Annotated in this window: 24 protein-coding genes; 9 read left to right on the forward strand and 15 right to left on the reverse strand. The window is 72.1% G+C overall.

The genetic code is table 11. From position 1 onward, the window contains the following. The first annotated feature begins 231 nt into the window (after positions 1-231). Entirely contained in the window at positions 232-1,182 is a 951-nt protein-coding gene (locus tag ABTX62_RS15830; protein ID WP_352116703.1) for an expansin EXLX1 family cellulose-binding protein, read from the forward strand. Here ABTX62_RS15830 and ABTX62_RS15835 read toward each other — a convergent pair. Then, complete coding sequence (locus ABTX62_RS15835; protein ID WP_352116777.1) at positions 1,169-1,945, reverse strand: nucleotidyltransferase domain-containing protein; 777 nt, start codon at positions 1,943-1,945, stop codon at positions 1,169-1,171. The two genes, ABTX62_RS15830 and ABTX62_RS15835, sit on opposite strands and share 14 nt — an antisense overlap. Positions 1,946-2,096: 151 nt before the next feature. Here ABTX62_RS15835 and ABTX62_RS15840 point away from each other — a divergent pair, with 151 nt between their 5' ends. Both ABTX62_RS15840 and ABTX62_RS15845 read left to right on the forward strand, forming a co-directional pair. Next, the gene (locus ABTX62_RS15840; protein ID WP_352116704.1) at positions 2,097-2,510 is read left to right on the forward strand and encodes a RidA family protein; all 414 of its coding nucleotides are present in this window, start codon (positions 2,097-2,099) and stop codon (positions 2,508-2,510) included. 218 nt (positions 2,511-2,728) lie between these two features. Further along, entirely contained in the window at positions 2,729-3,172 is a 444-nt protein-coding gene (locus ABTX62_RS15845) for a hypothetical protein (RefSeq protein WP_352116705.1), read from the forward strand. Here the strand turns inward: ABTX62_RS15845 and ABTX62_RS15850 are convergent. Further along, positions 3,118-3,840: an aspartate/glutamate racemase family protein gene (locus ABTX62_RS15850; protein WP_352116706.1), complete on the reverse strand. Its 723-nt coding sequence runs from the start codon at positions 3,838-3,840 to the stop codon at positions 3,118-3,120. The two genes, ABTX62_RS15845 and ABTX62_RS15850, sit on opposite strands and share 55 nt — an antisense overlap. A 5-nt stretch (positions 3,841-3,845) precedes the next feature. Continuing rightward, a complete protein-coding gene (locus ABTX62_RS15855; RefSeq protein WP_352116707.1) occupies positions 3,846-5,297 on the reverse strand; it encodes an NCS1 family nucleobase:cation symporter-1 in 1,452 nt (483 codons plus the stop codon). Positions 5,298-5,471: 174 nt separating this feature from the next. Here ABTX62_RS15855 and ABTX62_RS15860 point away from each other — a divergent pair, with 174 nt between their 5' ends. After that, positions 5,472-6,125, forward strand: a complete 654-nt coding sequence (locus ABTX62_RS15860) for a GntR family transcriptional regulator (protein ID WP_352116708.1) — start codon at positions 5,472-5,474, stop codon at positions 6,123-6,125. On the opposite strand, the gene ABTX62_RS15865 is transcribed toward ABTX62_RS15860, so the two are convergent. The 3 genes from ABTX62_RS15865 to ABTX62_RS15875 form a co-directional block, all read right to left on the reverse strand. Then, positions 6,122-6,826, reverse strand: coding sequence for a uracil-DNA glycosylase (locus tag ABTX62_RS15865; protein WP_352116709.1), 705 nt, complete (start codon positions 6,824-6,826; stop codon positions 6,122-6,124). The genes ABTX62_RS15860 and ABTX62_RS15865 overlap by 4 nt on opposite strands. An 85-nt stretch (positions 6,827-6,911) precedes the next feature. Then, the gene (locus ABTX62_RS15870; RefSeq protein ID WP_352116710.1) at positions 6,912-7,040 is read right to left on the reverse strand and encodes a hypothetical protein; all 129 of its coding nucleotides are present in this window, start codon (positions 7,038-7,040) and stop codon (positions 6,912-6,914) included. 132 nt (positions 7,041-7,172) lie between these two features. After that, positions 7,173-7,844, reverse strand: a complete 672-nt coding sequence (locus tag ABTX62_RS15875; RefSeq protein WP_352116711.1) for a helix-turn-helix domain-containing protein — start codon at positions 7,842-7,844, stop codon at positions 7,173-7,175. Between the two features lie 124 nt (positions 7,845-7,968). On the opposite strand from ABTX62_RS15875, the gene ABTX62_RS15880 reads away from it, so the two are divergent. After that, the gene (locus tag ABTX62_RS15880; protein WP_352116712.1) at positions 7,969-8,553 is read left to right on the forward strand and encodes an RNA-binding S4 domain-containing protein; all 585 of its coding nucleotides are present in this window, start codon (positions 7,969-7,971) and stop codon (positions 8,551-8,553) included. 76 nt (positions 8,554-8,629) lie between these two features. Here the strand turns inward: ABTX62_RS15880 and ABTX62_RS15885 are convergent, their stop codons facing one another. Then, complete coding sequence (locus ABTX62_RS15885; RefSeq protein ID WP_352116713.1) at positions 8,630-9,094, reverse strand: DoxX family protein; 465 nt, start codon at positions 9,092-9,094, stop codon at positions 8,630-8,632. Positions 9,095-9,414: 320 nt separating this feature from the next. Here ABTX62_RS15885 and ABTX62_RS15890 point away from each other — a divergent pair, with 320 nt between their 5' ends. Continuing rightward, positions 9,415-9,678, forward strand: coding sequence for a DUF6343 family protein (locus tag ABTX62_RS15890; RefSeq protein WP_352116714.1), 264 nt, complete (start codon positions 9,415-9,417; stop codon positions 9,676-9,678). 18 nt (positions 9,679-9,696) lie between these two features. Here ABTX62_RS15890 and ABTX62_RS15895 read toward each other — a convergent pair whose 3' ends face one another. The 4 genes from ABTX62_RS15895 to rpsA form a co-directional block, all read right to left on the reverse strand. Then, positions 9,697-10,077 carry a tetratricopeptide repeat protein gene (locus tag ABTX62_RS15895; protein ID WP_352116715.1) on the reverse strand — a complete coding sequence of 127 codons (381 nt, stop codon included), beginning with the start codon at positions 10,075-10,077 and terminating at the stop codon, positions 9,697-9,699. A gap of 50 nt (positions 10,078-10,127) precedes the next feature. Next, complete coding sequence (coaE, locus tag ABTX62_RS15900) at positions 10,128-10,748, reverse strand: dephospho-CoA kinase (RefSeq protein WP_352116716.1); 621 nt, start codon at positions 10,746-10,748, stop codon at positions 10,128-10,130. 55 nt (positions 10,749-10,803) lie between these two features. Further along, positions 10,804-11,742 (reverse strand): PAC2 family protein, encoded by a 939-nt coding sequence (locus tag ABTX62_RS15905; RefSeq protein ID WP_352116717.1) that lies wholly within the window; start codon positions 11,740-11,742, stop codon positions 10,804-10,806. A gap of 228 nt (positions 11,743-11,970) precedes the next feature. Next, positions 11,971-13,470: a 30S ribosomal protein S1 gene (gene rpsA / locus ABTX62_RS15910; protein ID WP_352116718.1), complete on the reverse strand. Its 1,500-nt coding sequence runs from the start codon at positions 13,468-13,470 to the stop codon at positions 11,971-11,973. Between the two features lie 315 nt (positions 13,471-13,785). Here rpsA and ABTX62_RS15915 point away from each other — a divergent pair, with 315 nt between their 5' ends. Beyond that, the gene (locus tag ABTX62_RS15915) at positions 13,786-14,646 is read left to right on the forward strand and encodes a class I SAM-dependent methyltransferase (protein WP_352116719.1); all 861 of its coding nucleotides are present in this window, start codon (positions 13,786-13,788) and stop codon (positions 14,644-14,646) included. Positions 14,647-14,694: 48 nt separating this feature from the next. After that, positions 14,695-17,253, forward strand: a complete 2,559-nt coding sequence (locus tag ABTX62_RS15920; protein WP_352116720.1) for an ATP-dependent RNA helicase — start codon at positions 14,695-14,697, stop codon at positions 17,251-17,253. On the opposite strand, the gene pgfA is transcribed toward ABTX62_RS15920, so the two are convergent. From pgfA to ABTX62_RS15935, 3 genes are all read right to left on the reverse strand, one after another. Next, positions 17,243-18,235: a cell envelope lipid trafficking protein PgfA gene (gene pgfA / locus ABTX62_RS15925; protein WP_352116721.1), complete on the reverse strand. Its 993-nt coding sequence runs from the start codon at positions 18,233-18,235 to the stop codon at positions 17,243-17,245. The genes ABTX62_RS15920 and pgfA overlap by 11 nt on opposite strands. A 25-nt stretch (positions 18,236-18,260) precedes the next feature. After that, positions 18,261-18,395: an SPW_0924 family protein gene (locus tag ABTX62_RS15930; RefSeq protein ID WP_352116722.1), complete on the reverse strand. Its 135-nt coding sequence runs from the start codon at positions 18,393-18,395 to the stop codon at positions 18,261-18,263. Between the two features lie 163 nt (positions 18,396-18,558). Further along, a complete protein-coding gene (locus tag ABTX62_RS15935) occupies positions 18,559-20,331 on the reverse strand; it encodes a lytic transglycosylase domain-containing protein (RefSeq protein ID WP_352116723.1) in 1,773 nt (590 codons plus the stop codon). A 358-nt stretch (positions 20,332-20,689) separates the two neighbouring features. Between ABTX62_RS15935 and ABTX62_RS15940 the strand changes: the two genes are divergently transcribed. Then, entirely contained in the window at positions 20,690-21,547 is an 858-nt protein-coding gene (locus ABTX62_RS15940; RefSeq protein WP_352116724.1) for a DUF4184 family protein, read from the forward strand. On the opposite strand, the gene ABTX62_RS15945 is transcribed toward ABTX62_RS15940, so the two are convergent. Further along, complete coding sequence (locus tag ABTX62_RS15945) at positions 21,465-22,124, reverse strand: hypothetical protein (protein WP_352116725.1); 660 nt, start codon at positions 22,122-22,124, stop codon at positions 21,465-21,467. The two genes, ABTX62_RS15940 and ABTX62_RS15945, sit on opposite strands and share 83 nt — an antisense overlap. Positions 22,125-22,618 lie beyond the last annotated feature (494 nt).

The following is a 22,618-nucleotide window of genomic DNA, read 5'->3' on the forward strand; positions in this document are numbered from 1 at the left end:
GAGGGCAGGGGTGAGCCTTCGGGCGACGGTGGCCGGGGCGGGGTGTGGCTGCCCACGGTAGGCGGGGTTCCTGGAGGATAGGTTTCCGGAACGTGTCGGGCGGCTCGAAACCGGCGTTCTTTATGTACGCAATCAAGAGCCGGCCCCGGCAACCTTTCCGGGCCCGGCGGCCACTGGTGAGTCGTGAGCGCGCGTTCTCCCGAACCACGCAAGGACCCGAAGGACTGATCCGTGGCATCCACATCCCACCGCCGTCCCCTCCGCAAGCGGGGCACGGCCCTCGTCTGGGCCGTCGCCGTGGCAGCCGTGGGGCTGCTCGTGTCCCTGGTGATCGCCCTGCGCCCCGGCGGCGAACCGGAGACGGTGCGGACGGCGGCCGGCAGCACCCGGCCGAGCGCCCCGCCGGCGAGCGACGGGCCCACGTCTCCGGCGCCGAAGCACTCGACGGCCTCCCCGTCCGCCTCGGCCTCCACCCCGGCACCCGCTCCGACCACCGCGTCGGCGCGGCCCTCGCCCGCCGCCACCAAGTCCTCCGCCCCGCGTCCGGCGTCCGGCACGACGCCCCTGGCAGGCCGGATCAGGCCCGGGACCGACTACAACGGCGTCGCCACCCACTACGACGCCAAGGACGGTGACGGCGCCTGTCTGTACGGCCCGAGCCCCGACCTGATGGTCGCGGCGATGAACCACACCGACTACGAGACGTCCCGGGCGTGCGGGGCGTACATCCTGGTCCGCGCGGCGAGCGGCGCCTCCGTCACCGTCCGCGTCACCAACGAGTGCCCGCTGCCCTGCGCCCCCGGCCAGCTCGACCTCAGCAAGGAGGCCTTCGCGAAGCTCGCCGGTCTCTCCGCGGGCCGGATACCCGTCACCTGGAGTCTGCTGAGTCCCGGCACGTCAGAGACACTCTCGATCCGCTACAAGACCGGCTCCAGCAGCCACTGGTGCGGCATCCAGGCACTCGGCCACCGCAACCCGCTGGCCCGGCTGGAGGTCAGGACCGGCAGCGGCTGGAGCCGGCTGACGCGCACCGAGTACAACTACTTCCTCTCCCCCGACGGCACCGGCTGCGGCGGCTCCCTCAGGCTCACCGACATCTACGGCGAACAGCTCACCGTCGACGGCATCGCGCTGCGCCCGGACGCCGTCCAGCCGACCCGCGTCCAGTTCACCCGGCGGTGACGGCGGTCACGGCCCGGGCGAGGAGTTCCTCGGCGTCGGTGACGGTCCGGGCGAGTGCGGCCGGATCGTCCGTGAGGGTGCGCAGGACCGCGTCCACCTCCCCCAGCCCCGCCCGGGCCAGCAGCCCCTTGTCGTTGGTGACCCATGCTCCGCGCGCCGCCAGCACGGCGTGCGCCGTCTGTGTCGCGGCCAGGGCGATCGCCCCCGCGACTTGTGTGACGGCGCCCTTGGGAGCGTGTCCGGCCTTGGCGTAGGAGAGGGTCGCCGTGGCCATGCCGTGCCAGCGCGCCGGGGCGCTCGCCCGCAGTGCCGGCGGATAGGCGCCCGGACGCGGCAGGTCGCCGCGCAGCACCTCGTTGATGGCGAGTTCGGCGACGAGCAGGTACGTCGGGATGCCCGCCAGGTGGAACATCAGCGGCTCGACGCGGAAACGGCCCTGCTCAGCCTCGGCCACCTCGTGTGCGACCACGCCCAGATCGCGGTAGTGGACGTCCACGCGGCGGCCCTCGATCGTCAGCCAGGCGCCTCCGTTGAAGACGCCACCGCCCCAGGCGCCGATCTCGCAGACCTCGCCCTCCCAGCCGACCGCGCGGAGATCGGCCGGGTCGAAGGCACCGCGGTAGTAGACCGCCAGGTCCCAGTCGCTGTCGGGCCGTTCGGTGCCCTGGGCCCGGGAGCCGCCGAGGGTGACGGCTTCCACTGCGGGCAGAGCGGCGAGGCGGTCGGCGGTGGTGTCGAGGAACGTGCGGTCGGGGACGGGCACGGGCACGGGGGGCTCCTGGGCAGGTGTGGGTCCGGGGGAAGCGTAGGGGGACGGCCCGGCCGCCGGGAACCGGAATACGGGTGCGGGCGCGTGCCGGGCCCCTCATGATCGGTGGGTTGTCCTGTCGCCGCCCGCAGATCGGAGACCTCACGTGATCCGCCGTGTCACCGTGCCGAGCCTCTTCCCGCCGCCCGCCTACTCCCATGTGTCCGTGGTGGAGGCCGGCACGCGGCTGGCGTTCCTCGCCGGGTCCGTACCGCTGGGCCCCGACGGCTCGCTCGTCGGGCCCGGAGATCCGGTGCGGCAGGCCGAGCAGGTCATCGACAACCTGCGGGAGCAACTGGCCGCCGTCGGCAGCGATCTGGCGCACGTCGTGGCGACCGAGGTGTATGTGGTGAGCGGTGAACCGGCCGTGCTGTCCGCCGTGTGGAGTGTGGTCGAGGCGTCCGGCCTCAGTGCGGGTCCGCACTCGTCGACGCTGATCGGCGTGGCGTGTCTGGGGTACACGGGACAACTGGTGGAGATCACGGCGACCGCCGTCGTGCCCGACGGGTCGTCCGCTTGAGGAGAGCCCCCTGCTGATCGAGCACACGGGCGGCGTCCCGTCGTCCCCGAGTCCGCGTACGCCGCCCCGACGGCCGCCCTGTGCGGGGTCGTCCTCGGTGAGCACGGCCGGGTGCCGCACGGGGCCGTGCTCACCGCGGAGTACGGGGAGGGGCGGTTCCGGTCGTACGTCGTGATCATGGAGAACGCGCCGGTGCGGGGCGGTCGGCGCACCCCGCCGTGATCGGTGACGGGGTGCTCGTCGGCCCGCACGCCCATGTCGACGGCGCGGCCCTGGAGGACGAGGTCTTCCTGGCCACCGGCGCCTGTGTCTCCCCCGGGGCCGTCACGGGAGCCGGTCCGGAGCTGCGGATCACAGCGTGCCGCACGTCAACTCGGTACTTCCACCCGGCACCGTCCTGCCCATCGGCTGGACCGCGGCGGGCGCGCCCCGGGCACGGCTCTTCGCACCCCGGGGAGCACGACCAACTGTGGTGGATCCGGGAGGCGCTGGACTTCCTGGGCACGATGTACGACATCCCGCGGGGCACGCCGATGCGGGAGGTGACGGCACGGCAGGCCGGGTTCTGTGAGGCCCACCGTGACGACCCCTCGACGGTCCGGCGGAGTCACTGCTTCGCGGGCCTCCCCCACACCCTCCGTTTCGGCAGCGGCGCGGCGTAGCTTCCCACCCGGCTCGTGGTCAGTCCCAGCGCCACCAGCGACTCCGCCAGTCTGACCGCCGCGGCGACCCCGTCCACGACCGGCAGACCCAGCTTCTCCCCGACCACCCGCTGCAGCCCGGTCATACCGGCGCAGCCCAGCACCAGGACCTCCGCCCCGGCCGCGCAGGCCCGTTCGGCGGCGGCCAGGAACGCCGTCTCGGTCCGCTCGTCGTCGCCGATGTCGAGCACGTTCAGGCCCGTCCCGACGACCGCCGCGCAGTTGCGGGCCACGCCCGCGGTCTCCAGGCTGTCCTCGATCTGGCCGCGTGAGCGCTCGAGGGTGGTCACGACGCCGTAGCGGCGGCCCAGCAGGCAGGCGAGATGTGCCGCGGCCTCGGTGATGTCGACGACCGGCACGTCCACCAGCTCCCGCACGCCCTCCCGCCCGTGTTCGCCGAATCCGGCCATGACCACGGCGTCGTACGGCGGTCCGTCGTAGATCCGCAGCGTGTCCAGGACGGCCGCGGCGGACAGATGACTGTCGAGCCAGCCCTCCGCGGACGCCGGCCCCCAGACGGGGGTCAGTCCGGTCACGGTGGTGCCCGGGCTCGCGGCGGCCCGGGCACCTCGCACGATCTCCTCGGTCATCTCCTGCGTGGTGTTGCAGTTGGTGACGACGATCCGCACGTCTCTCAGACCTCCGCGGTGGCGCGCTCGAGACGGCACAGGGCGGCGTAGATTCCGGCGGCGAGTGCCGTGCCGATGAACCAGGAGTACGGGGCGACATCGCCGAAGGTCTTCACCAGCGCGAGCACCGCCGCGACTGCGGCCGCCGGCAGGAACGCCCACAGTGCCTTGGGGTTGATGCCCCCGCGGTAGTGGTAGCGGGCGCCGGGAGAGACGTCGAACAGTTCGTCGACGTTCACGCGGCCGCGCTTGACCCAGTAGTAGTCGACCATGATCACGCCGAACAGCGGTCCGAGGAAGGCGCCCAGGCCGCCGAGGAAGTAGTTGACGACGGTCGGGCTGGAGAAGAGGTTCCAGGGTGTGACGAGCAGCGCCGCGACCGTGCTGATCAGGCCGCCGACCTTGAAGGTGATCTTCTGCGGCCAGACGTTGGCGAGGTCGTACGCCGGTGAGACGAAGTTGGCGACGATGTTGACGCCCATGGTGGCGATGGCGAAGGTCAGCGCGCCCACCACCAGTACCCAGGTGTTGCCGATCTCGGCGACGAGGTAGGCCGGGTCGGTGATCTCCTTGCCGAAGACCTCGAAGGCGCCCGCGGTGACGATGACCGACACGATCACGAAGGCCGTGGAGTTGATGGGCAGGCCCCAGAAGTTGCCGCGCCTGACGGACTTGTAGTCGGGGGCGAAGCGGGAGAAGTCGCAGAAGTTCAGCATCAGCGTGCCGTACGTGGCGAGGACCAGACCGATCGCGCCGAACCACTGGCGCCACTGCTCGCCGACGGAGACCGGGTGCGGGGTCGAGGTGAGCGAGATCGTCCAGCCCGCCTTGGCGAGGATCCACACGGCCAGCGCGATCATCACGAGCCAGATGGCCGGGCCACAGAAGTCCTGGAACTTCCGGACCGATTCCATGCCCCGGCTGATGATCGCCGCCTGGACCAGCCACAGCGCGACGAAGGAGACCCAGCCGAGCGCGTCCAGGCCCAGGAATGAGTCGTGCGTCCACGACTCCAGGCCCGGCCAGGCCGCGAGCAGCATCACGTTGACGGCGACGGAGGCCAGGTAGGTCTGGATGCCGTACCACATGATGGCGATCACGGCTCTGATCAGCGCCGGGATGTTGGCGCCCCAGATACCGAACGCGATTCGGCTGACCACAGGGAAGGGCACGCCGTGGCGCTGGCCGATCTTCCCCATCCAGTTCATGCCGATGTAGATGATCACGAAGCCGACGAGCAGGGACGTGAAGATCTGCCAGACGTTCATGCCCAGGAAGAGCAGCCCGGCGGCGAAGGTGTAGTTGCCGAGGTTGTGGACGTCGGACATCCACATGGCGAAGAGGTCGAAGACCTTCCAGTTGCGCTTCTCCGCGGGTGCGAGGTCTTCGTTGGTGAGCCGAGGGTGCGGGACGAACGCGGGTGTGCCGGTGGGTGCGGCTCGGTCGGCGAGGGACACGGGGCCTCCAGAGCAAGGGGACGACGGAGGGCTGCTCCGCAGGGCTGTGAGGGACCGCCCTACGAGGGTTTGGTATACCAAACTGCCTCAGGGTCTCGCCGTCAACCGCTCTGGCCGATGTCCCTGTTGTTAACCCTGGGTAAAAGACACCTCCCGTCGACGAAGATGGGCTGTATGACGAAGATCGAACCCCTCGGAGCGGTGCGCGAGCGCGTCACGGCCGATCTGCGCCAGGAGATCATCGCGGGCAGCCTCCGTCCCGGAGACCGCCTGGTGGAACGTGAACTGGCGGAGCGTTTCGGCGTCTCGCGCGTACCGGTGCGGGAGGCGATCCGGGCGCTGGTGGCCGAGGGCTTCGTCCGCTTCGAGACACCCCGCCGCACGGTGGTACGCCGTCTCACCCCGAACGACGTCAAGGAACTGTTCGAACTGCGGGAAGCCCTGGAGGTCTACGCCGCCGGACTCGCCGCGTCCCGCGCGACGCGGGAGGACCTGGCCGACGTCCGGGAGCTCATCGACCGTGCGGCCGCGGCCACCGAGGCCGAGGACGCCGAGATGATCACCGACGTCAACAGCCGTCTGCACGACCGCATCGTGGCCATGGCCGGCAACAGCCTGCTGACCGAGGCGCTGGAACCGGTCGCCGGCCGGCTGCGCTGGATGACCCGGCGCAACGAGGAGTGGCCGCAGCTCCTCGTGGAGCACCGCGAGTTGTACGAGGCCATCGCCTCGGGCGACCCGGACCGGGCCCGCGCGCACGCACTGACGCACGTTCGGACCAACTATCGTTCCACGGTCCGCCACCTGTTCGGGGAAGAGGCTCCCTAGCCGCCTTCGGTCGGCAGCTCCGCCGCCCGCCCGGCCGTCCGCAGGACGTCCCGCAGCATGGCGGGAGTGAGCCGACCGGTGAAGGTGTTGCGCTGACTGACGTGGAAGCAGCCGAACAGCTCCAGGCCGTCGAGGTGGTACCGGGCGCCGTGGGAGAAGACCGGACGCGGCCGGGGCACGGGCCAGCCGGCCTCGGCGAACGCGGGCAGCGCGGCCTGCCAGCCGAAGCCGCCGAGCACGACCACGGCCCGCAGCGTCGGCCGCAGCAACCGCAGTTCCCGCACGAGCCAGGGACGGCAGGTGTTCCGCTCCTCGGGGGTGGGCTTGTTGGCGGGCGGGGCACAGTGCACGGGCGAGGTGACGCGCACGCCGTACAGTTCCAGACCGTCCTGGGCGTGCACGGCGGTCGGCTGGGAGGCGAGACCGACGTCGTACAGCGCCTCGAAGAGAACGTCCCCGGAGCGGTCGCCGGTGAACATCCGGCCGGTGCGGTTGCCGCCGTGGGCCGCGGGAGCGAGCCCCACGATCAGCAGCCGGGCGTCCGCGGGCCCGAAACCGGGCACCGGCCGGCCCCAGTACGTCCAGTCCGCGAAGGCGGCTCGTTTGGCGCGGGCCACTTCCTCGCGCCAGGACACCAGCCGCGGGCAGGCCCGGCAGTCCGCGATCCGCCGGTCGAGGAGGGGAAGGCCGCTCGCATCCATCACTCCACGGTAGGCGCAGGTGGGAGCACAGTCGGCACCGGGGCGAGATCACCGGGGGCGCCCCCGGACATGCCGCCGCGCCGCCTCAGACGGCGGTGGCCCGCACGGGCCCTTCGTCGATCCGGGGTGCGTCGCTCCGGCGCAGCCAGAGCAGGGCCCCGACCAGCAGCACGGCACCTGTGAACAGCCAGGGCAACGGGCCCGGGCGCAGCACGCCGACGGCCAGGCCCGTGAGGGCGCCGACGGGTTGCTGGGCGAGGGACTGGACGGACAGGGCGGTGGCACGCCCCGCGCCGGCGACCCTGCGGTGCAGCAGGTCGTTCGCGTTGGGGCCCGCCGCCCAGTTCTAAGCCGCGGGGTTCTCGGCCTCGCCGCTCTCGGCGGCCTCGGGGGTCTCAGTCACCTCGGCCTCCCTGGGGCCCGGACCGGTCGGGCCGTGCGCGGCGAGCGGCAGTCCGGCGGCGAGGAACACGACGTGCTCGGCGCGCGGATCGTCCGCGTCCCGGGCCGTCAGCTCCTCCAGCTTCGCGGCGACGGTGCCGAAGAGCTCGGTGAGCGACTCGGCCGTCAGACGGGGCATGAGGTCGCTGATCCCGGACGGCTCCACCCATTCCTGGCCGAGCCGCCCGGCGGCCATGTCCACCTCGTGCCGGGCCAGGGACCTCTCCAGGTGCTCGATCTGCCGGCGCCGCGCCAGGCTGACGAAGGCCCGGCCCGCCGCGGTGGACTCCATCGTCTCGTTGCTCCAGGAGGTCACCGTGTGTACGGCCCGCCAGCGCCGCTCCCGGCCGTCGCGGTGCTCGGCCTCGGTGATGAACGCGTACTTCGCCAGCACCCGCAGGTGATAGCTGGCCGACGCCGACGACTCCCCCGTCCGGGCGGCCAGCTCACTCGCCGTGGCGGGCCCGTCCTGCCGCAGCAGCCCGAGCAACTGGATGCGCAGAGGGTGGGTGAGGGCCTTCAGGGCGGCGGTGTCCTGCTCGGGATCGAGTACGCGCTTGTGCTCGTCGCTGTCCATGCCGGGAAGGGTAGGTCGCCCGGGACAGTTCCCAAAAGAGTTTTTGCAAAACTTGCTTGGCAGAATCGGTTCGCAGGACGATATTCCGCCCGGCAGGGCGCCCCGGAGAGCTAGGGTCGGAGACATGGCTTCTCAAGGTGCGGAGTACGAGCGGACGGACGGGTCCGGGGAGACGGCCCCCGAGTCCCCCGAGGCCGCAGGTGGCACCGGCGACAGCGACACCAAGTCCCTGGATCCCAAGGTCGCCTCGGCGATCGCCGCTGCCGAGGCCGCGGGCCCGCAGGGCGTCACGACCGTGCGCGTCGACAGCTGGATCTGGTCCGTCCGCCTCGTCAAGACCCGCTCCATGGGAGCCACCGCCTGCCGGGGCGGCCACGTCCGGGTCAACGGCGAGCGCGTGAAGCCCGCACACGCCGTCCGCGTCGGTGACGAGGTACGTCTACGGCACGAGGGGCACGAGCGGGTCGTCGTCGTCACACGGTTGATCCGCAAGCGTGTCGGGGCCCCCGTGGCCGCCCAGTGCTACATCGACAACTCCCCGCCGCCCCCGCCCCGCGAGGCCGTCGCCCCGGCCGGCATCCGCGACCGCGGCGCGGGCCGCCCGACGAAGCGGGACCGCCGCGAGCTGGAACGCCTCCGCGGTCTGGGCGGACCCGGCCCGGTCCCAGGTCCTGGCGCCGGCCCCGGCTTCGGCAGGCCGAAGCCCTGACACCGAGCGGCGCGACGGCGCCCGGGAGGAGCCCCTCGGCCTCCCGGACGCCGCCGCAGCCGCACGCGAGACGCGGTCAGGCCTGTCGCCTCAGCAGTCGCACCAGGTCGCCGTTGTGCCCCCGCCTCGCCCAGGCGATGAGGGCGAGCGGCACGAGCAGCACGAGCGGCGTCGCCGCGTACTGCCCGTCGAAGACGGCTGTCTGCACGATGAACGCGCCCACCATCAACGCGCCCAGCGCCATCGCCGCCACCGACTGGAGCACCGGCATCAACAGGGCGATGGCTCCGGCCAGTTCGAGCACGCCGATGGTGTACATCCCCGCGCTGCCCCAGCCGAGCCGCTCGAAGGACTCGGCGGCCGACACGTGCCCGATCAGCTTGGGCAGGGCGCTCGGAATCGCGTAGAAGAGGGCGAGCAGCACCTGCAGCGTGCGCAGCGCGATCCGGGCACGCCGCCCGCGAGCGGTCGCGGACTCGGCGATGACGGCGCCAGCCGGGGTGGAGCCGACGACGGGAACGGAAGCGGTGGCCTTGGACATGGCGGTCTCCTGCGGGAAGCGGTCCGTGCTGGTGTCGGAGGGGTAGACCGCCCCACGTGCCCGGACTCATCGCCCGACGCAGGGCGACCTCGGCCGAAACGCCTTTTCCGCCGACGCCGCCACCCAGTCCGCCGACACCGCCCGGATCCGTGGAGGTCGTCGATGGCCTCGTGCGGCACCGCGTGGTCGAGCAGGATCTCGGGCAGTGTGGTGGGTTGCCGGCGATGTGCGCGGCTCCCCCGGGGACCTGGGCGGGCTTTGGTGGACCTTGGGGACCCTCGCCACGAAGAGTACGTTGCAAGCAGGAGTGGTGATCGACGATGCGTACAGGCAGTGAACCGCGGACCGCGCGCAGTGCCCTGCGGGCGCGCTTCTGGCTGAGCCTGTGGGGGCTGCTCTGGGCGCTCTTCGGGATGGTGGCGTTCGTGATCACCGGGCGGACCGGCTGGGCCATCGCCTGCGGTGTACTGCTGGCGATCGTCACGATCGACCTGGCCGTCGTCCTGCGGCGCATCCGTCAGGGCCCGCACTACCAGCCGGGCCCCGGCGTCCCGCCCTACCGGCCGCCGGACGATCGCCCCTGAGGCGGGCGGGGCGGCCGGTCACGCGTCGAAGCGCGCGGCCTTCAGGAACTCAGGGTTCGGGTCCAGCGCGGCCGCCAGACGGAAGTGGCGTTTCGCCTGGTCGGGACGGCCCTGGCGCTCATACGTACGGGCGAGCGCGAAGTGTGCGAAGGCGTTGTCGGGCTCCCGCTCCAGGACGATCTGGAACTCGAGCTCCGCCGGCCTCAGCTGCGCCGCCGCGAAGAAGGCACGCGCCCGCAGCAGCCGCGCCGCGGTGTTCTCGGGGTGGGTGGCGATGACGCCGTCGAGGAGCTTCACCGCGCCCCGCGGGTCCCGCGCCGCGAGGAGTTGCTCGGCGGCACGGAAGTCGATGACATGCGTCTCCGGGGTACGTCCGGTCGAACCGCTGGTCTCGGGCACGGCACAGTCCTTCCCTCACTGCACGGGTTCAACGCCCCCCGGGGGTGCCGCTATTCCGCGGAAGACGGCCGGGACGCCCGCGACCTGCGCACCAGCTCGGCCCACACGTCCGTCACGCGCCGCTCCAGCTCCCGGAGCGGGACGTCGTTGTCGATGACGATGTCGGCGATCTCCCTGCGCCGCTCGCGCGTCGCCTGGGCGGCCATCCGCGCCCGGGCGTCCTCCTCGGTCATGCCACGCAGCCGCACCAGCCGGTCGAGCTGGGTCTCGGGGGCCGCGTCGACGACGATCACCAGGTCGTAGAGCGGCGCCAGACCGGTCTCGGTGAGGAGCGGGACGTCGTGGACGACGACCGCGTCCTCGGCGGCGGCCTCCTCGAGCTCGCGGGAGCGGGCGCCGACCAGGGGATGGACGATCGCGTTGAGGGTGGCGAGCTTCTGCGCGTCGGCGAAGACGATGGCGCCGAGGCGGGGCCGGTCCAGGCTGCCGTCTTCGGCGAGGATCTCCTCGCCGAAGGCCTCGACGACCGAGGCGAGCCCCGGCGTCCCCGGCGCGACGACCTCCCGCGCGATGCGGTCGGCGTCGATCAGCACGGCCCCGCACTCCACGAGCAGCCGTGACACCTCACTCTTGCCGGCACCGATGCCACCGGTCAGGCCCACCTTCAGCATGCCCCGCAGCTTAGGCCCTGCCTCTGACAGGGGCCTCGCCCAGGTGCTCCGGTGATCAGGTGTCGCCTTCTCGTTCCGCCAGGAACTTCTCGAACTCCTGGCCGATCTCGTCCGCCGACGGGATGTCCACCGGCTCGGCGAGCATGTTGCCCCGGGTCTCGGCGCCCGCGACGGCGTCGTACTGGTGCTCCAGGCCCTCGATGAGCGCGGTGAGGTCCTCGTCGCCCTCGCGGATCTGCCGGTCGATCTCCGTCTGGGTGCGGTGGGCGTCTGAGCGCAAGGCGTGGGCGATGCCGGGCAGCACCAGTCCGGTCGCCCCCGTGATGGCCTCCAGGACCGTCAGGGCCGCGTCCGGATACGGGGAGCGGGCGATGTAGTGCGGGACATGGGCGGCGACGCCCAGGACGTCGTGCCCGGCCTGGAGCAGGCGGTACTCGACGAGGGACTCGGCGCTGCCGGGCACCTGCGCCTCCTCGAACGGGCTGGGGTGGCCCGGCACGAGGTCGGTGCGGTTGCCGTGCGGGGTGAGGCCGACGGGCCGGGTGTGCGGGACGCCCATGGGGATGCCGTGGAAGTTGACCGAGAGGCGGACGCCGAGCCGCTCCACGATCTGCTTCACGGCGGCGGCGAAGCGCTCCCACTCCACGTCCGGCTCGGGGCCGGACAGCAGCAGGAAAGGCGCCCCGGTGGCGTCCTGCACGAGCCGCACCTCGAGGGCGGGGTCCTCGTAGTCGGCCCAGCGGTCGCGCTTGAACGTCAGCAGCGGGCGGCGGGCGCGGTAGTCCACGAGCCGGTCGTGGTCGAAGCGGGCGACGACCTGGTGGGGCAGGGAGTCGAGCACCCGGTCGACGATCTGGTCGCCCGTCTCGCCCGCGTCGATGTATCCGTCGAAGTGGTAGAGCATGACCAGTCCGGCCGACTCCTGGGCGAGCGCCATGTCGACGACGGCCAGGCCCTTCGGCTCCCATGCGTACAAACCCTGCGGATCAAGCACAGTGACCGCTCCTCCTCGTGTTCACACTCCACAACACCGTTGCGGGTGTGGGCATTCCCGCGGGAGGAGATTCATGATCTTGGCGGCGAGGGCAACGCCCCGTCAGGGGCGCGGAGAACTGCGCGACCAATCCCCACGGCCCGCAGCCGAACGACGGCCGGAAAACGCCGAGGGGCCGCACCTCGAAAGGTACGGCCCCTCGGTCAGGAGCTACAGCTCAGTGGGCGTTCAGCTCTGCCCACCGGCCAGCTTCTCGCGCAGCGCGGCCAGCGCCTCGTCCGAGGCCAGCGCGCCGGAGTTGTCCGGGCCCTCGGAGGAGTACGAACCGCCACCACCGCCGGACGCGGCCGGAGCGGCAGCCTCGCCACCCTCGGCAGCGGCCTTCTCGTCCGCCTCGCGGGACTTGATGACCTGCGCCTGGTGCTGCTCGAAGCGCTGCTGCGCCTCGGCGTACTGGGTCTCCCACGCCTCGCGCTGGGTCTCGTAGCCCTCGAGCCAGTCGTTGGTCTCGGGGTCGAAGCCCTCGGGGTAGATGTAGTTGCCCTGGTCGTCGTACGACGCGGCCATGCCGTAGAGCGTCGGGTCGAACTCGACCGAGGCCGGGTCCGAGCCGAAGGACTCGTTGGCCTGCTTCAGCGAGAGGCTGATGCGACGGCGCTCGAGGTCGATGTCGATGACCTTGACGAAGATCTCGTCGTTGACCTGGACGACCTGCTCCGGGATCTCCACGTGGCGCTCGGCCAGCTCGGAGATGTGGACCAGCCCCTCGATGCCCTCGTCCACGCGGACGAACGCACCGAACGGAACCAGCTTCGTGACCTTGCCGGGCACGACCTGGCCGATCTGGTGGGTGCGGGCGAACTGCTGCCACGGGTCTTCCTGCGTCGCCTTCAGCGACAGGGAGACACGCTCGCGGTCCATGTCGACGTCGAGGACCTCGACGGTGACTTCCTGGCCGACCTCGACAACCTCGGACGGGTGGTCGATGTGCTTCCAGGAGAGCTCGGAGACGTGGACCAGGCCGTCGACGCCACCCAGGTCCACGAAGGCACCGAAGTTGACGATCGAGGAGACGACGCCGGAACGGACCTGACCCTTCTGGAGGGTGGTGAGGAACGTCTGGCGGACCTCGGACTGGGTCTGCTCCAGCCAGGCACGGCGGGACAGGACCACGTTGTTGCGGTTCTTGTCCAGCTCGATGATCTTGGCCTCGAGCTCCTTGCCCACGTAGGGCTGGAGGTCGCGGACGCGGCGCATCTCGACCAGGGAGGCCGGAAGGAAGCCACGGAGGCCGATGTCGAGGATGAGACCACCCTTGACGACCTCGATGACGGTACCGGTGACGATCCCGTCCTCTTCCTTGATCTTCTCGATGGTGCCCCAGGCGCGCTCGTACTGGGCGCGCTTCTTCGAGAGGATCAGGCGGCCTTCCTTGTCCTCCTTCTGGAGAACAAGGGCCTCGATCTCGTCACCGACGGCGACGACCTCGTTGGGGTCGACGTCGTGCTTGATCGAGAGTTCGCGGCTCGGGATCACGCCTTCGGTCTTGTAACCGATGTCGAGCAGGACCTCGTCCCGGTCGACCTTCACGATGACGCCGTCGACGATGTCGCCGTCGTTGAAGTACTTGATCGTCTCGTCGATCGCGGCGAGGAAGGCTTCCTCGTTACCGATGTCGTTGACCGCTACCTGCGGGGTGGTTGCGGTGGTCTCGGTGCTGCTCGTCATGTGGGAAAGGGCTCCGGTACGGACATTGAAGTCGTAGGTACTGCTACGCCGGGAGCCCGTTTCGCTCTGCAGAAGCCGGACAGCCAAGGAAGCGCCACGCAAAAAACGGTGGCGCCTCGACAACCGAGGGGACATACATACAGATGCGAGCGCAGCCTGCTACGTCTGAGGTGCGCAGGCCCGCAGCGCAACTTGTAGCATACGGGGGCAGCCGGGCGGGGTCAATGCGCGAAGCCGCCCACGCGGGGCGGATCGCCGCATACCCGGCACAAGTCCTGTCGTCCGAGGCCACGCGGGCCGCACGACGCCCCCTTTGTGCCACCGCCGGGACCGGCTGGACGGAAGAGTACGACGAGGGAGCCGATCATCCAAGAGTCCGAAGCGTCCGAACCCGAGGCCACCCGGCGCGATGCCGATGTCACGGAAAGCTCCCGGGCCAACCGTGGCTGGTGGGACCGCAACGCGGACGAGTACCAGGTCGAGCACGGCACGTTCCTCGGCGACGACCGCTTCGTGTGGGGCCCCGAGGGTCTCGACGAGGTGGAGGCCGAACTGCTCGGCCCCCCGGAGGGGCTGAAGGGCCGGGACGTTCTGGAGATCGGCGCCGGCGCCGCCCAGTGCTCGCGGTGGCTGACCGCCCAGGGTGCGCGCCCGGTCGCCCTCGACATCTCGCACCGGCAGCTCCAGCACGCGCTGCGCATCGGCGTTGCCTTCCCCCTGGTGTGCGCCGACGCCGGTGCGCTCCCCTTTACGGACGGCTCGTTCGACCTGGCCTGCTCGGCGTACGGGGCGCTGCCCTTCGTCGCCGACCCGCGCCAGGTCCTGCGGGAGGTGCGCCGGGTGCTGCGGCCCGGCGGCCGGCTCGTCTTCTCGGTGACGCATCCGATCCGCTGGGCCTTCCCGGACGAGCCGGGGCCGGAGGGGCTGTCGGTGTCGGGGTCGTACTTCGACCGCACGCCTTACGTCGAGCAGGACGACGAGGGCCGCGCGGTGTACGTCGAGCACCACCGCACCCTCGGCGACCGGGTCCGGGACGTCGTGGCGTCCGGCTTCCGGCTGGTCGACCTGGTGGAGCCGGAGTGGCCGGCCTGGAACACCTCCGAGTGGGGCGGCTGGTCGCCCCTGCGCGGGAACCTCATTCCCGGCACGGCGATCTTCGTGTGCGAACGGGAATGAGGCCCGCGCGCGTGGGAGCGACCCTCCCGGGCGTACGACACTGAGGGCGTGATCCGTTACGACGCCCTGGACTCCCTGCCCGTACGCGATGCCCTGCCCGCCCTGGACGACGCCCTTCAGGGGCACGGGACGGCCGTCCTCGTGGCGCCGCCGGGAACCGGCAAGACGACCCTGGTGCCCTTGGCGCTGGCGGGGCTGCTGGGCGAGGGGCCCGAACGGCGGGTGACCGTGGCCGAGCCGCGGCGGATCGCGGCCCGGGCCGCGGCACGCCGGATGGCCTGGCTGCTGGGCGAGAAGCCCGGGGAGAGCGTCGGCTACACGGTGCGCGGCGAGCGGGTCGCCGGACGGCACACACGCGTGGAGGTCGTCACGACCGGTGTGCTGGTGCAGCGGCTCCAGCGGGACCAGGAGCTGGCCGGCGTGGACGTGGTGGTGCTCGACGAGTGCCATGAGCGGCACCTGGACGCGGACACGGCGGCGGCGTTCCTGTGGGACGTGCGGCAGACGCTCAGGCCCGAGCTGCGGCTGGTGGCGGCCTCGGCGACGACCGACGCCCGAGGGTGGGCGGCGTTGCTGGGCGGGGCGCCGGTGGTCGAGGCGCACGGGGCGGCGTATCCGGTCGAGACGGTGTGGGCGCCGCCGGTGCGTCCCTCCCCCACTCTCGGCTCCGCTCGAGCGGGAGGTGCCCCCAGGCCGCCGCACGGGATGCGGGTCGATCCGGCGCTGCTGTCCCATGTGGCGTCCGTGGTCCGGCGGGCGCTGGCCGAGCGGGACGGGGACGTGCTGTGTTTCCTGCCGGGCGTGGGCGAGATCGCCCGGATCGCCGGGCAGCTCGGAGGGCTCGGGGACGTCGAGGTGCTCCAGGTGCACGGACGGGCGCCGGCGGCCGTGCAGGACGCGGTGCTGCGGCCCGGGGAGCGGCGGCGGATCGTGCTGGCCACGTCCGTCGCGGAGTCCTCCCTGACGGTGCCGGGGGTGCGGGTCGTCGTGGATTCGGGGCTGGCGCGCGAGCCGCGGGTGGACCACGCGCGCGGGCTGAGCGCGCTGACGACCGTGCGGGCGTCGCAGGCGGCCGGCCGGCAGCGGGCGGGGCGGGCCGGGCGTGAGGCACCGGGGGCGGTGTACCGCTGCTGGGCGGAGGCCGAGGACGCGCGTCTGCCGCGGTATCCGTCGCCGGAGATCAAGGTGGCCGACCTGACGGCGTTCGCGTTGCAGGTGGCGTGCTGGGGCGATCCGGACGCGTCCGGGCTGGCGCTGCTGGACGGGCCGCCGAGCGGGGCCATGGCGGCTGCGCGGGACGTCCTGACGGCGGTGGGGGCGCTGGACTCCGCCGGACGGGCCACCGAGCGGGGAGTCCGGCTGAGCCGGGTGGGGGTGCATCCCCGGCTGGGGCGGGCGCTGCTCGACTCCGTCCCGTTCCTGGGAGCCGGGAGGGCCGCGGAGGTTGTGGCGCTGTTGAGCGAGGAGGCCCCGCGGGAGTACGGCGACGATCTGGCCGGTGCGTTGCGTCGTGCCCGGCGTGGGGGTGACGCCTATGCCGCACGGTGGCGCGGTGAGGTGCGGCGGCTGCGGGCCGTCGATTCCGGTGATTCCCACCAGGCCGGGGCACCGGACGCGGCACCGGGGAGCCGGTCCGAAGAACAGCAGGTCGGGCTCGTCGCCGCTCTCGCCTTTCCCGAACGGGTCGCCAAAGCGGACGGCGGGTCGTATCTCATGGCGTCCGGAACGCGCGCCGAGATCGGCGACGGGAGCGCGCTGCGCGGTTCGCCTTGGATCGCCGTGGCCGTGGCCGACCGGCCCGTCGGCAGGGGCCACGCGCGCGTGCGGCTCGGGGCCGCCGTCGACGAGGAGACGGCCCGCCTCGCGGCCGGCGCCTTGCTGGAGGAGCGGGACGAGGTCGGGTGGGACGACGGGGACGTCGTGGCGCGGAGGGTGGAGCGGCTCGGGGCCGTGGAGCTGGCGGTGCGGCCGCTGAGGGACGCCGACCCCGGGCTCGTGCGCGACGCGCTGCTGGACGGGCTGCGGCGGGAGGGGTTCGGGCTGCTGCGGTGGTCGGCGCAGGCCGGTGTCCTGCGGCAGCGGCTCGCGTTCCTGCGTCTGCGTCTCGGGGACCCCTGGCCGGACGTCTCCGACGAGGCGCTGCACGCGCGCGTGGAGGAGTGGCTGGAGCCGGAACTCGGCCGGGCGCGGCGGAGGGCCGATCTGGCGCGGATCGATGCCGGGCAGGCGCTCACCCGGCTGCTGCCCTGGGCCGGTGGGGAGGCCGGGCGGCTCGACGAGCTGGCTCCGGAGCGGATGACCGTGCCGAGCGGGTCGAAGGTCCGGATCGACTACTCGCGGCCCGAGCAGCCCGTCCTGGCGGTGAAGGTGCAGGAGATGTTCGGGCTCCAGGCGTCGCCGCGGATCGCCGGGGTGCCGCTGCTGGTGCATCTGCTGTCGCCGGCCGGGCGGCCGGTCGCCGTCACCGCCGATCTCGCGTCCTTCTGGCGGGACGGCTACCAGGGCGTGCGGGCGGAGCTGCGGGGCCGGTATCCGAAGCATCCGTGGCCCGAGGACCCGGCGGGCGCCGAGCCGACCCGGCACACCAACGCGCGGCTCAGGCGCTGACCGACGACGGTTCCCCGGCCGCCGTGGGGGCCGGGCCCGAGGAGCGGCGTCCGCGGGCCTCCAGGTACAGCGCGAGCGCCAGCAGGAGGGCACCCAGGGTCAGGAAGCCCCACGGCAGGTAGGAGGTCATCAGCAGGATGAGCAGACGCTGGGACTTCACCAGGTCGACCGTGTGCGTGAGGTAGTCCTCGCGCATCTTCACGTGGCCGGCGAAGGCGGTCACCTTGTCGCGGTCGCCGAGGAGGGCACCGCCGCGCAGTTCCTCCTGGTGGATCTCCTCTCCGTAGACGGGGGCGCCGGTGAGGGGTTCGACCCAGAACTTGCGGACCGTGGTGTACCAGCGGGTGGTGCCGGTCCGGGCGACCGCCTCGGGGGTGAGGCCCTGCACGGGCAGGGTTTTGGGGAACTTCACCTTGGTCCAGGGGATGGTCTGCTCGAAGGAGTAGACCTCCAGACCCCGGAAGTCCTCGGTGCCCTTGTACTCGATGGGCGCGGTGATACGGGCCTGGGCGTCGAAGTACGCGTAGTCCCGCTTCTCCGTGAGGAACGGCCACTTGAACTCGATGCCCCGGCGGCGTACCGGGTCCCCGTCGACCATCTCGCCGGTGGCGTGCACGGGGTCCTGGGTGTGGGCGTCGAAGATGTAGCGCTCGGGGATCTTCGACACCATCTTGCCGTCCGGACCGACGACGTAGGACAGGCCGTCCCAGACGACGACGTCCCGGCCGGCCGACTCCTCGATCCGTTCGGAGGCCTCCACGTTGCCCTTGAGGGTCTGCACGATGGTCACCTTGGGGACCTTCTTCGCCCGCATCGTGGCGTAGTCGAGGAGGGTGGCGTCCTTCGCCTCCAGAACCATCTCCTGGTACTGGTGCGCCGGGACCTTGGCGAGGCGCGGGAAGGCGTACCAGCGCAGCAGCGGGGACAGGGCCGTGAAGAACACGGCGAGGGCGAGCAGGACCAGGCCGGCCTTGCGGCGCATCTCGGCCTCCCTCCCGGGCGGGCGGTCAGGGGTGTGCGGGCACCGTCGTCAGCAAGGGCTTCGGGGACGTCCCGCCCGAGGGGGAGCCGAGGGCGGTCAGCGTCAGGACGACGGCGAACGCGAGGGCGAGACCGGTGGCGACGGCGATGAGGGCGCGCATACGGAGCCTCCCCACGGGTCGTGACGGTGGAGCTGATACACCGTCAGATGCTCGGCACCGTAGCAACGCGCGCCGGAGATGAGAACACGTTGCACACACAACGACGCCCCTCTTACAAGAGGGCGTCTCTTGTAAGAGGGGCGTCGTCCGTCGTACCGGAGAGCTACGCGCTCGGACTGGCCGAGGGGCTCGGCGAGGACGTCTCGGCCGCCGCCACCGTCAGTTCGACGGTGAGCGTCGCGCCGCCCGCCGTGGTGACGCGCAGCAGGAACGTGCCGGTCGTGTCGTCCGCGTACAGCTCGGGCAGCTTCAGCAGGCCCTTCGCGTCCGTCTTCAGACCCGTCAGGGTGCGGACGGTCTTGCCGTCGGCGTCCTTGAAGTAGGGGCCCTTGTCGTTGGCGGCCGGATCGTCCGCAGACTTGACCAGCGTGGCGGTGGCCGCGACACCGTCGGCGACGGCGCCCTTGTACGTGGCCTTCACCTCGACCTGGTCGGCGAACTCGCCGCCGGGGACGCAGGTCAGCGTGGCGTCACCGGTGCGGGCGAGGGCGTCGGCGGCCCGCTCGGTGACGGTGGCCTTGTAGTCGAGGCCCGGGACGACACGGCCCACCACGGTGGCGCGGATCGTGACGGCGCCGGTCTTCTCCCCCGCCCGCAAAGCGGGCGCCACGGCGACGCCGGAGCTGTTGGTGGCGACCGTGGCCACGCTCTCGCCGCCGGTGAAGGTGGTGTCCGTGTCGCCGACGATCGTGAAGCGGACTCTGACCTTGGCGACGGCCTTGCCGGCCGCCGTCTCGGCACGGGTGCTGATCCGCCGGTCGAACGTGTCACCGGCCATGGCGGTCAGCTTCGCGGTTCCGGCGTCCTCCAGGTGGTCCACCGTGTCGGTGGGGGTGGGGGGCTTCGTGGGCGGCGTACCGGGCGGGGTGGTGGTGGGCGGGGTCGTGGTGGGCGGGGTCGTGGGCGGCTTCGGAGCGGTCGTACCGTCGCCGGGCTTCGCGGGCTTTCCGGGCTTGGTCGGCTTGGGGCCGGGCTTCGGCGCCGAGTGGCCCGGAGCGGTGGCGCCGGGTGTGGTGGGTGCCGGGTTCGTGCCCGCGCCCACGCCGTGGTCGCTGCGGTTGTCGGGCAGCGTGCCGGTGCCGTCCGGAACCTCGTGCGTGCCCTTGCGGTAGTACTCCAGCCACCTCATGACGAGGTTCAGGTACTCCCGCGAGTTGTTGTAGCTGAGGATCGCCCGGTCGAGGTCGCCCTGCTGGGACAGGTCCCAGTTGTTGCGGCACAGGTAGTGGCCGGCGGCGAGGGCGGCGTCGTAGATGTTGTTGGGGTCCTGCTTGCCGTCGCCGTTGCCGTCGCGACCCGCCCAGGCCCACGTGGAGGGGATGAACTGCATGGGGCCGACGGCCTGGTCGTACGAGCTGTTGCCGTCGTAGGCGCCGTCGTCGGTGTCCCTGATGAGGGCGAAGCCGTTGCCGTCGAGCTGCGGGCCCAGGATCGGCTTGATGGTGGTGCCGTCGGCCCTGACCTGGCCGCCACGAGCCTGTCCCGACTCCACCCGGCCGATGGCCGCGAGGAGTTGCCAGGGCAGGTTGCAGCCGGGCTTGGCCTCGCGCAGCGCGCTCTCGGCCTTTTTGTAGGCGTCGAGGACGGTCGCGGGAATGCCTGATTCCGTGGGACTCGTGCCGCCCGGGCCGGGGCCCGTGGACGGTGACGGGTTCGGGCTCTTGAGCGGGGGCAGGTCCGTGTAGTACGGCGAGTTGCCGGTGGCGCTGCCGTCGGAGGCACTCGCTTCGGGTGAGGGCGTGGCGCCGGCGGCGGTCTGCCTGCGGTGGTCGTTCACGCCCGGAGCCTGGGAGGCGGACAGTGCCGCGACCGCGACCGCGGCCACGGCGGTGGTCGCCGCCCCCTTGCACAGCCTCCTGCCGAATTGCGCCGCCATAGAGTGAACCCCTCCCGTGAACGCCCGAGCGTCCGGTCTCCGTCTGCAGTGTTCTACGTCTGCAGTGTTCGCCCTGTTGTGACGATCGAACCGCCCGAGAGGTTGCCCTCCGACGGTCACAACTCTGTGTTCTCCAGTGCTCTGCTCTTCACCGCGGTCACGAGTGCGACGCGCTCCCCGCGCGGTGACTCTGGCGACCCTACGGCAACTCTCTTTGCTCGGGCAGCCGTTCGTGACCGTTTTTCACCCGTGGGTCGTGCGCGAGCGGAACGCCGTCGACGGGTGGGCATCCCGCATACTGGGCCACTGGTCGCCGGGTACGCCCGACCTGGTGCAACGACCTCCGCAAGGAGCCGAGTTGCCGTTCACGCTGAGCCATGCGGCAGCCGTGCTGCCCGCCGTTCGCACGGACGGCACCGGCCGGGGCCCGCTGGTGCCCGCCGTGCTCGTGGCGGGTTCCTTCGCGCCCGACATGACCTATTACGCGGCTAGTGTGGTATCCGGGGCGATGGAGTTCGGTGATGTCACGCACGCGTTCGCGGGCGTCCTCACGGTTGATGTGCTCATCGCCTGGGCGCTGGTGGGGCTCTGGCTGCTGGTGCGTGAACCGCTCGTGGCGTTGCTGCCGCGGGCCCGGCAGGGGCGGGTGTCGGCCCTGCTGCGCTGCGGTGTGCCCCGTACGCGGGTGCGGCCCTCACTGGTGGCGCGGTGGTACGTGTCCGCGGTGCTCGGTGCGGCGACCCATGTGGTGTGGGACGCGTTCACGCATCTCGACCGGTGGGGCATGCGGCTGTTTCCGGTGCTGGGCCGGGAGGTGGCGGGCTCACCGCTGTACTGGTACCTGCAGTACGGCGGTTCGGCGGTGGCCGCGGTCGTGATCGCCGTGTTCCTGGCGCGGGCGCTGCGCAGGGCGCCCCTGCGGGAGCCAGTGGGAATCCCCGTGCTCGCGGGGCGGGACCGGTGGGCTGCCGCCGCCGTCATCTGCGGCTTCGCACTGGCCGGTGCGGTGCAGCGGGCGTCGCGGTGGTGGGCGTACTGGGGCTCGGAGGCGAAGCCGTGGGAGATCATTCCGACGGTGTGCTTCGGCGCGGGCGCGGGGCTCGTCCCGGCGCTGCTGCTCTACGCCGTGGGAGTCAGGGTGCGGCGTCCGGTTCCGGTCCCCGCCGGTCGGGCCCCGGCCGCCGGGACGGAGCCGAGCCGCCCGGCCGCTCGCTGAGCACCCTGTCGGTCGTCGTGATGTACACCGTGATGGTGGTGTGCCCGGGGCGGGGGCGCGGCAGCAGGGTGAGGACGAGCGTCAGGCAATCACGGGCCAGCCGGGCCCACGGGTGCGAGGGTTTGCCGGGGCCTTCAGGGGTGCCGGGAGCGCCATGGGCGCCGGGCCTCTTATAGGTGCCGGATGCCCCATGAGTGCTGGAGCCCTCATAGGTGCCGGAAGCGCCATGAGTGCCGGACGGCATGGTGTCGCCGCCGGGGAGGCCGAGGAGACCGGGCAGGTCGTCGGTGCCGGTGAGGGCGGACCAGACCTCGGTGTCGCCGAGGGCCAGGACGGTGGCCGGGTCGACGGCGCCGGGGAGGGCCGTCACGACGGCGGAGAGGGCACCGGTACCGGCGGAACCGGCGGGCCGCCGACCGCATGCGGTGAGACGCTGCCGCAGGTCCGCCGCCGCGTGGCGCAGGGCCGTGGTGAAGGGGACGGGGGCGCGAACCGTGCTCGCGGCGGCCTCGAACGCCGGGACCGGCGGGAGCGCCACGCCGGGTGCCGTGCGGCTGAGGAACATGCGTATACCCATGCCCCGCATCTTTACGACCGCCGGGGACGGAGGCGCCTTCTCGGGGGCCACGCGAGTGACGGTTCCGCCGGTGTCGGCCAGGCCGGGAGCGGGACGTCCGGGTGCCCGGCTTCGGGAACTCCGGCACACCGATTCAAGCGGAACGTCGATGCCGGGCTGAAACAGGACCCCTGCGCGCCGACCGAGCCGGACCCCAGCGCCCCGGTCAAGACGGGACCGCGAACCCCGGCCGAGGCAGACCACAACGCCCCGGTCAAGACGGGACCGCGAACCCCGGCCGAGGCAGACCACAACGCCGCGCCCGGATCCGGGCACCGAGCCCCGGCCGAGGCAGGACCAGGGCCCAAGCCGAGACCGAACCGCGAACCACGGCCGTACCGGACTCCAGCGCCCCGGCCGAGACGGGACCGCGAACCCCGGCCGAGGCAGACCACAACGCCGCGCCCGGATCCGGGCACCGAGCCCCGGCCGAGGCAGGACCAGGGCCCAAGCCG

The sequence above is a fragment of the Streptomyces sp. NPDC096046 genome (genome assembly GCF_040303285.1).
Lineage (GTDB): Bacteria > Actinomycetota > Actinomycetes > Streptomycetales > Streptomycetaceae > Streptomyces.

Bases quoted from the DNA above. Each gene is read 5' to 3' on its own strand.
- ABTX62_RS15885 (WP_352116713.1), bottom strand. From the start codon at position 9,094: ATGTCCAAGGCCACCGCTTCCGTTCCCGTCGTCGGCTCCACCCCGGCT.
- ABTX62_RS15875 (WP_352116711.1), bottom strand. From the start codon at position 7,844: ATGGACAGCGACGAGCACAAGCGCGTACTCGATCCCGAGCAGGACACC.
- coaE (WP_352116716.1), bottom strand. From the start codon at position 10,748: ATGCTGAAGGTGGGCCTGACCGGTGGCATCGGTGCCGGCAAGAGTGAG.
- ABTX62_RS15865 (WP_352116709.1), bottom strand. From the start codon at position 6,826: ATGGATGCGAGCGGCCTTCCCCTCCTCGACCGGCGGATCGCGGACTGC.
- ABTX62_RS15930 (WP_352116722.1), bottom strand. From the start codon at position 18,395: ATGCGCGCCCTCATCGCCGTCGCCACCGGTCTCGCCCTCGCGTTCGCC.
- pgfA (WP_352116721.1), bottom strand. From the start codon at position 18,235: ATGCGCCGCAAGGCCGGCCTGGTCCTGCTCGCCCTCGCCGTGTTCTTC.
- ABTX62_RS15880 (WP_352116712.1), top strand. From the start codon at position 7,969: ATGGCTTCTCAAGGTGCGGAGTACGAGCGGACGGACGGGTCCGGGGAG.
- ABTX62_RS15935 (WP_352116723.1), bottom strand. From the start codon at position 20,331: ATGGCGGCGCAATTCGGCAGGAGGCTGTGCAAGGGGGCGGCGACCACC.
- ABTX62_RS15890 (WP_352116714.1), top strand. From the start codon at position 9,415: ATGCGTACAGGCAGTGAACCGCGGACCGCGCGCAGTGCCCTGCGGGCG.
- ABTX62_RS15860 (WP_352116708.1), top strand. From the start codon at position 5,472: ATGACGAAGATCGAACCCCTCGGAGCGGTGCGCGAGCGCGTCACGGCC.
- rpsA (WP_352116718.1), bottom strand. From the start codon at position 13,470: ATGACGAGCAGCACCGAGACCACCGCAACCACCCCGCAGGTAGCGGTC.
- ABTX62_RS15945 (WP_352116725.1), bottom strand. From the start codon at position 22,124: ATGGGTATACGCATGTTCCTCAGCCGCACGGCACCCGGCGTGGCGCTC.